Genomic DNA, 6644 nt, shown 5'->3' on the forward strand with positions numbered 1-6644 from the left:
AGGCCGTTCGCATGATCGTCACGCATGAGGGCGATCCCGCTACGCCGGAAGGCATTTCGCACATCGATCCGATCGCCAAGGCGGCACACGAGGCGCTGAAGGGCACACCGATGTCCAGCGCCAAGGTCTATCTCGGCGGGACCGCCGCGACCTATAAGGACATTCAGGACGGCGCCAAATACGACCTGATGATCGTGGCGTTCTCCGCGCTGAGCCTGATCCTGCTGATCATGATGATCATCACCCGCAGCCTGGTGGCCGCGATCGTGATCGTCGGCACTGTCGCGCTGTCGTTGGGAGCATCGTTCGGGCTGTCGGTGCTGGTGTGGCAGTACATCCTGGGCATCAAATTGTATTGGGTCGTATTGGCTTTGGCGGTCATCCTGCTGCTGGCGGTCGGCTCCGACTACAACCTGCTGCTGATCTCCCGGTTCAAAGAAGAAATTCACGCGGGACTCAAGACCGGCGTCATCCGCTCGATGGCCGGCTCCGGCTCGGTGGTGACCGCTGCCGGTCTGGTGTTCGCCGTGACCATGTGCGGGTTCGTGTTCAGTGGTCTACAGGTACTCGGCCAGATCGGTACCACCATCGGCCTGGGTCTGATGTTCGACACCCTGATCGTTCGTTCGTTTATGACGCCGTCCATCGCCTCGCTGCTCGGCCGCTGGTTCTGGTGGCCGCTGCGGGTGCGCCCGCGGCCGGCCAGCCAGATGCTGCAGCCCTACGGATCGCGGGCCGCTGTCCGTCAGCTGTTGCTGTGGGACGACGAAGACACCGCGGTGATGTCGCGCTGATCCGCGCCGGCGACGGTGTCAGAGATAACGTCTGACTCGTCGGCAGTACTCCGCGTATTCCTCCGAGTAGTGTTGCCGCATAAAGCTTTCCTCGCGCAGCACTTGCCGGTGGAACAGTACGAACCCCGCGGCAAGGTAGACCAACGGCACCCAGTTGGGAAACACCAGGAACTGACCGACCAACACAAGCGCGAACCCAACGTAAATCGGATTGCGACTGACGGCGAAAATGCCTGTGGTCACTAGCTTATCGGGTTGGTCCACGTCGATGCCGACCCGGAAACTCCTGCCGAACGACACCAGGCTTGCGAACAACACCAGCAGTCCGACGAAGCACAGTCCGACACCGATCCAGGCAATGACGTTGGACTGGAACAACTTCCGAGTGCTGACCAGCGGCCAATGGAAGGCCGCAGCAAAGATTGTGTAGAAGTAAAACAGCGCCACCGGTGGGATCAGGAAGTCCGTCTTGTCAAGGTTGCCCAGGTGCATCGCCTGCGTCCCTGCCCGTCGTAGCAGCAGCACCCGTGTCATCACCGTGCCAAGTAGAAGCACGATCGCCAGAGCGGCCAAATATCCGGTCACCGGGAGTCCTCCCCACGCGTCGAGTGGACTTCGAAGAATTCATCGATTGATGAAGTCATCATGCGATGAATAATGCGCTCTCGCCGTGGCCGGGTCAAGGCCAGCCCATACGATCGCGTCACACTGCGTTGACGTGCGGCCCAGCCGGGCGCACCATGTGTCACATGCGTTATGTCGTTACCGGCGGTACCGGGTTTATTGGGAGCCGCGTGGTGTCCCGTCTGCTGGACAACCGTCCGGACGCCGAGGTGTGGGTTCTGGTCCGGCGCACGTCGCTGGGTCGCTTCGAGCGGCTGACCGAACAGTGGGGTGAGCGGGCAAAACCGCTGGTGGGTGAGCTGACCGAGCCGAGCCTCGGGTTGACCGACGAGGCCGTCGCGGAGTTGGGCGACGTCGATCACCTAGTGCACTGTGCGGCGATCTACGACATCACCGCCGCTGAGCCCGAGCAGCGCGCGGCCAACGTGGAGGGCACCCGGGCCGTCATCGAGTTGGCGCGCCGACTCGATGCGACGCTGCACCACGTCTCGTCGATCGCCGTGGCCGGAGATTTCCACGGCGAATACACCGAAGCCGACTTCGACATCGGCCAACAGCTGCCGACGCCGTATCACCAGACCAAGTTCGAAGCCGAGATGCTGGTCCGCTCGACGACGGGGCTGCGCTACCGGATCTACCGGCCGGCGGTCGTGGTGGGCGATTCGCGCACCGGCGAGATGGACAAGATCGACGGGCCGTACTACTTCTTCGGCACGCTGGCCAAGCTGGCCGTGCTACCCCGGCTGACGCCGATCATGTTGCCCGATACCGGGCGCACCAACATCGTTCCGGTCGACTACGTCGCCGACGCCATTGTCGCGTTGCTGCACGCCGACGATCGCGACGGCCAGACATTCCACCTGATCGCACCGAAAACCATTGGGCTGCGTGGCATCTATCGTGGAATCGCCGCCACGGCCGGCTTGCCGCCGCTGCGCGGCTCACTCCCCCGGTCGGTGGCAGCACCGGTGCTCAAAGTGCGTGGCCGACCCAAGCTTTGGCGCAACATGGTGGCCACCCAACTGGGCATCCCCGGCGAGGTCCTCGACGTCGTCGACCTCGCTCCGACCTTCATCTCCGAGCAGACCCAGAAAGCATTGCGCGGCACCGGCATTGCAGTGCCCGAGTTCGCCAGTTACGCGCCCGCGCTGTGGCGGTACTGGGCCGAGCACCTCGATCCCGACCGCGCCCGCCGCGACGACCCGGAGGGACCGCTGGTCGGTCGGCACGTGATCATCACCGGAGCATCAAGTGGCATCGGCCGGGCATCGGCCGTCGCGGTCGCCGAACGGGGCGCGACGGTGTTCGCACTGGCCCGTAACGGCGATGCACTCGATGATCTGGTCGCCGAGATTCGCGCCAACGGCGGTCAGGCCTACGCCTTCACCTGCGACGTCACCGACTCCGCGTCGGTGGAACACACCGTCAAGGACATCCTCGGACGCTTCGATCACGTCGACTACCTGGTGAACAACGCGGGCCGGTCGATCCGCCGATCGGTCGTCAACCAGACCGACCGGCTGCATGACTACGAGCGGGTGATGGCGGTCAACTACTTCGGTGCGGTGCGGATGGTGTTGGCACTGCTGCCGCATTGGCGTGAGCGCCGATTCGGTCATGTCGTCAACGTGTCCAGCGCCGGCGTGCAGGCACGGAGCCCGAAGTACAGCGCCTATCTGCCGACCAAGGCCGCGCTCGACGCGTTCTCGGAAGTGGTTGCCACCGAAACGCTTTCCGACCACGTCACGTTCACCAACGTGCACATGCCGTTGGTGGCAACCCCGATGATCAAGCCGTCGCGGCGGCTCAACCCGGTTCCGCCGATCACGGCCGAACACGCGGCCGCGATGGTGGTGCGCGGGCTGATCGACAAGCCTCTGCGGATCGACACCCCACTCGGCACCCTGTCTGAGGCCGGCCATTACTTCACCCCCAAGCTGTCCCGGCGAATCCTGCATCAGGTCTATCTCGGTTATCCGGATTCGGCAGCGGCCCGCGGCGAGCATGCGCCCACGACGTTGACCGGCGAAGGCGTTGTGGAACAAGGCTCTTCACGCCGGCCGAAGCGTCCTGCTCGCGCCGCGGTGGCTCGGGTTCGGGTGCCCGGTCCGATCAAGCGGGTCGTTCGACTGGTCCCCGGCGTGCACTGGTAATTGCGCACACCCGAAAGTGCCGATCGCGTTACCCTAAAAACCGTGGGGGACGACACGGATCTGGACAATACGATTGGCGAAGCCGACGTCGTCCGGCGCGCGTTCGACAGCCTCCCGACCTTCATTGTCGCGTTCGCGGGGCCGGAGCACCGTTATGTGGCCGCCAACGCGGCGGTCCGAACCGTGTTTCCCGCGGTGAGACTGGGTGTTCCGGCGGGTGAACTATTTCCCGAATTCGAGGATCAGAACCTGATCGAGATTCTCGACCGGGTTTATCGCGCGGGAGAAATCCAGCAGGGCCGGGAGTGGCGTTTCCAATTCGACTTCGACGGATCGGGCGTCATGCAGGAAATCTGTGGCGACATCGTCGTCAGTCCCCGCGTCGGCCCGGACGGGACCATCGAAGGCACCCAGGTGATGATGACGGACGTCACCGCGCAAGTACGTGAGCGAAGGGCGGCCGAAGCCCACGCCGCCGAACTGTCCGAGCGTTACGCGCAGGTCCGGGATCTTGGAATTTTGGTTCAGCGAGCGCTGCTTTCGCCGTCGCTGCCGGTGCTTCCGGGCGCGGACGTCGCGGCCGAATACCTGGTGGCCACGCAGGACACCGGCGCCGGCGGCGACTGGTTCGAGGCGATGCCCGGCGATTCCGGGACCGTATTTCTCGTCGTCGGCGACGTGGTCGGCCACGGCGTCGAAGCCGCGGCGGTGATGGCTCAGCTACGAACCGCGATTCGGCTCGAACTGTTGGCAGGCAGGAGCATCACCGAAAGCCTCAGGGCAGTAAATGCTTTCAGCAAGCATGTGCCGGGGGCGAAGGCGGCGACCCTGTGCATCGGCCGCCTGGACACCCACACCGGGGCGTTCGAGTACTGCACCGCGGGCCACCCTCCTCCGCTGCTGATCAGCGGCGGCGCCGCACGATTCCTCGAGCCATCGGGTGCCGGTCCGCTGGGCAGCGAGCTCGGCTTCGCCACCGCCACCCATAACGTCGACGTCGATGATGCGGTGTTGCTCTACAGCGACGGCATCATCGAGCGCCCCGGCCGGCCCCTTGCCGCCAGCACCGCCGAACTCGCCGATTTGGCGGCTCGTGTCCTTGGCGGCTCGGCCTTCCCGATCGAGACGGAAATGCGTCCCGTCGAGCGCTTGTGCTCACAGACCCTGGAACTGATGCTTCGCACCACAGGCTACAGCGACGACGTGACATTGCTTGCCGCGCAACGACGTACACCGCCACCGGAACTGAACCTGACCTTGAAAGCTGACCTGGGCGCAGCGCGAGAGGTTCGCGGCGCGCTGCGAGCCTGGCTATCCTCCATCGGCGCCGACGACATGGATGTTCTGATCATCGTGCAGATCATCTGCGAGTTCGTCGAGAACTCCTTCGAGCACGGCTATCGATCAACACCCGGGGAAGGTATCGACGTCGAGGCAACTCTGGACGACGACGGCATGGTGCACGCCAGGGTGACCGATCGTGGGCAGTGGAAGACCCCGTCGGCAGACCCGGGAATGCGCGGCCGCGGGCTGATGCTCGCGGATGCACTGGCCACCGAAAGCCATGTCGTCGGCAGCGACACCGGTACCACCGCGTCGATTACGCACCTGTTGAGTCGGCCCGCCCGCATCGTCACCGACCCCAACGTCGCGCCGGCAGCCGAACGGATTGACGCGGCCGAGTTCTCCGCGGCGGTCGTCGAGGATGGATTCCTGGTGATCACCGGCGATGTCGACAACGAGACTGCGCCGTCGCTGGCGTCACAGATCTCGCGTCAAAGCCGCTCGGGCACTTTTCCTTTGAACCTCGACCTGTCGCCGGTGACGCACATGGGATCGGCGGGTCTGCGCGTCTTGGCAGAAGCGCTGGAGCGCTCGCGACAACATGACACCGAACTCGGTTTGATTGCCCCACCGGGGACGCCGGCCCACCACGTCCTGATGCTGGTCGGTCTACCGGTGGTGAGCGAGGCCGTCGCCGACCGGTTCGACTAGCCGGCGGCAGGTATCGTCTCGGTGGTGGCCGCCGCACCCGTTTTCGCCGACGTCGACACCGGCGTAGACGACGCCCTCGCGCTGATTTATCTGCTGGCCAGTCCAGACGCCGAGCTCGTCGGCATCGCCTCGACCGGCGGAAACGTTGGCGTGGAACAAGTCTGCGAGAACAACCTCGGCCTGCTCGATCTATGCCGCGTCGATGGCGTGCCGGTTTCCAAGGGCGCCGCTCACCCGTTGAAAGCCCCAAGCCCGCTCGGCGACAGCGCCGTCCATGGGCCACGCGGACTGGGCTACGCCGAGCTGCCGTCGACCGATCGGGAGCTCTGCGGCGATGACGCCGCGTCGGCGTGGGTCCGGGCCGCCCGTGAGCATCCCGGGGAACTGATCGGGCTGGCCACCGGACCGCTGACCAACCTGGCGCTGGCGCTGCGCAAGGAACCGGCGCTGCCAACGCTGTTACGCCGGTTGGTGATCATGGGCGGCGTGTACGACTACCGCGGCAATACAAATGCGGTGTCGGAGTGGAACATCGCAGTGGACCCGGAGGCGGCGGCCGAGGTCTTCGCTGCCTGGTCTCCGAATGAAACAGAAGAGGTTGACCCGCAACGTCTTCCGATCTTGTGCGGCCTCGATGTAACTCGGCAGATCGAGCTGACGCCCGACATCCTGGCCCAGCTGGCAGCCGCGGCGAATACCACGACCACCGCGCTGAGCGTCGACGACGAGCCGGGCACCCGGTCGTCGTCGCCGAACGCGTTGATCCGGATGATCGAGGACGCGACGCGCTTCTACCTGGAGTCCTATCACCGCCTCGGACACGGTTATCAGGCACATCTGCACGACCCGCTGGCCGCTGCGGTCGCACTGGAACCGCATCTCGTCGATACCCGGCAGGCAACGGTGGACGTCGAGCTGACCGGCACGCTGACCCGTGGCATGACGGTCACCGACTGGTCAGGACGCTGGGGCCGAAAAGCTAACGCGCTGATCGGCGTTGGCGTCGACCCGACGGCGTTTTTCGACCGTTTCGTCGATCGGGTGGGGCCGTTCGCCGCTCGGCTGGGCTGACTGGCTT

General features: G+C 65.0%; 5 protein-coding genes. 4 read left to right on the top strand and 1 reads right to left on the bottom strand.

Annotation, left to right across the window (positions count from 1 at the left end; translation table 11 throughout):
- On the top strand, positions 1–794 hold a 794-nt coding region (locus tag VN856_RS10290), incomplete at its 5' end, for an MMPL family transporter (protein ID WP_325688601.1).
- An 18-nt stretch (positions 795–812) separates the two neighbouring features.
- Here VN856_RS10290 and VN856_RS10295 read toward each other — a convergent pair.
- Positions 813–1379, bottom strand: a complete 567-nt coding sequence (locus VN856_RS10295; RefSeq protein ID WP_325688602.1) for an isoprenylcysteine carboxylmethyltransferase family protein — start codon at positions 1377–1379, stop codon at positions 813–815.
- A 164-nt stretch (positions 1380–1543) separates the two neighbouring features.
- On the opposite strand from VN856_RS10295, the gene VN856_RS10300 reads away from it, so the two are divergent.
- Genes VN856_RS10300 through VN856_RS10310 form a run of 3 tightly spaced genes read left to right on the top strand, consistent with a single transcriptional unit; the run spans position 1544 to position 6637 of the window.
- Positions 1544–3571 carry an SDR family oxidoreductase gene (locus tag VN856_RS10300; protein ID WP_325688604.1) on the top strand — a complete coding sequence of 676 codons (2028 nt, stop codon included), beginning with the start codon at positions 1544–1546 and terminating at the stop codon, positions 3569–3571.
- A 42-nt stretch (positions 3572–3613) separates the two neighbouring features.
- Positions 3614–5566 carry a SpoIIE family protein phosphatase gene (locus tag VN856_RS10305; RefSeq protein WP_325688607.1) on the top strand — a complete coding sequence of 651 codons (1953 nt, stop codon included), beginning with the start codon at positions 3614–3616 and terminating at the stop codon, positions 5564–5566.
- A gap of 21 nt (positions 5567–5587) precedes the next feature.
- Complete coding sequence (locus VN856_RS10310) at positions 5588–6637, top strand: nucleoside hydrolase (protein WP_325688609.1); 1050 nt, start codon at positions 5588–5590, stop codon at positions 6635–6637.
- Positions 6638–6644 lie beyond the last annotated feature (7 nt).

The organism is Mycobacterium sp., from assembly GCF_035603715.1.
GTDB lineage: Bacteria > Actinomycetota > Actinomycetes > Mycobacteriales > Mycobacteriaceae > Mycobacterium.

Excerpts from the sequence above, each read along its gene's own strand:
- VN856_RS10300 (WP_325688604.1), top strand. The coding sequence starts at position 1,544 with ATGCGTTATGTCGTTACCGGCGGTACCGGGTTTATTGGGAGCCGCGTG.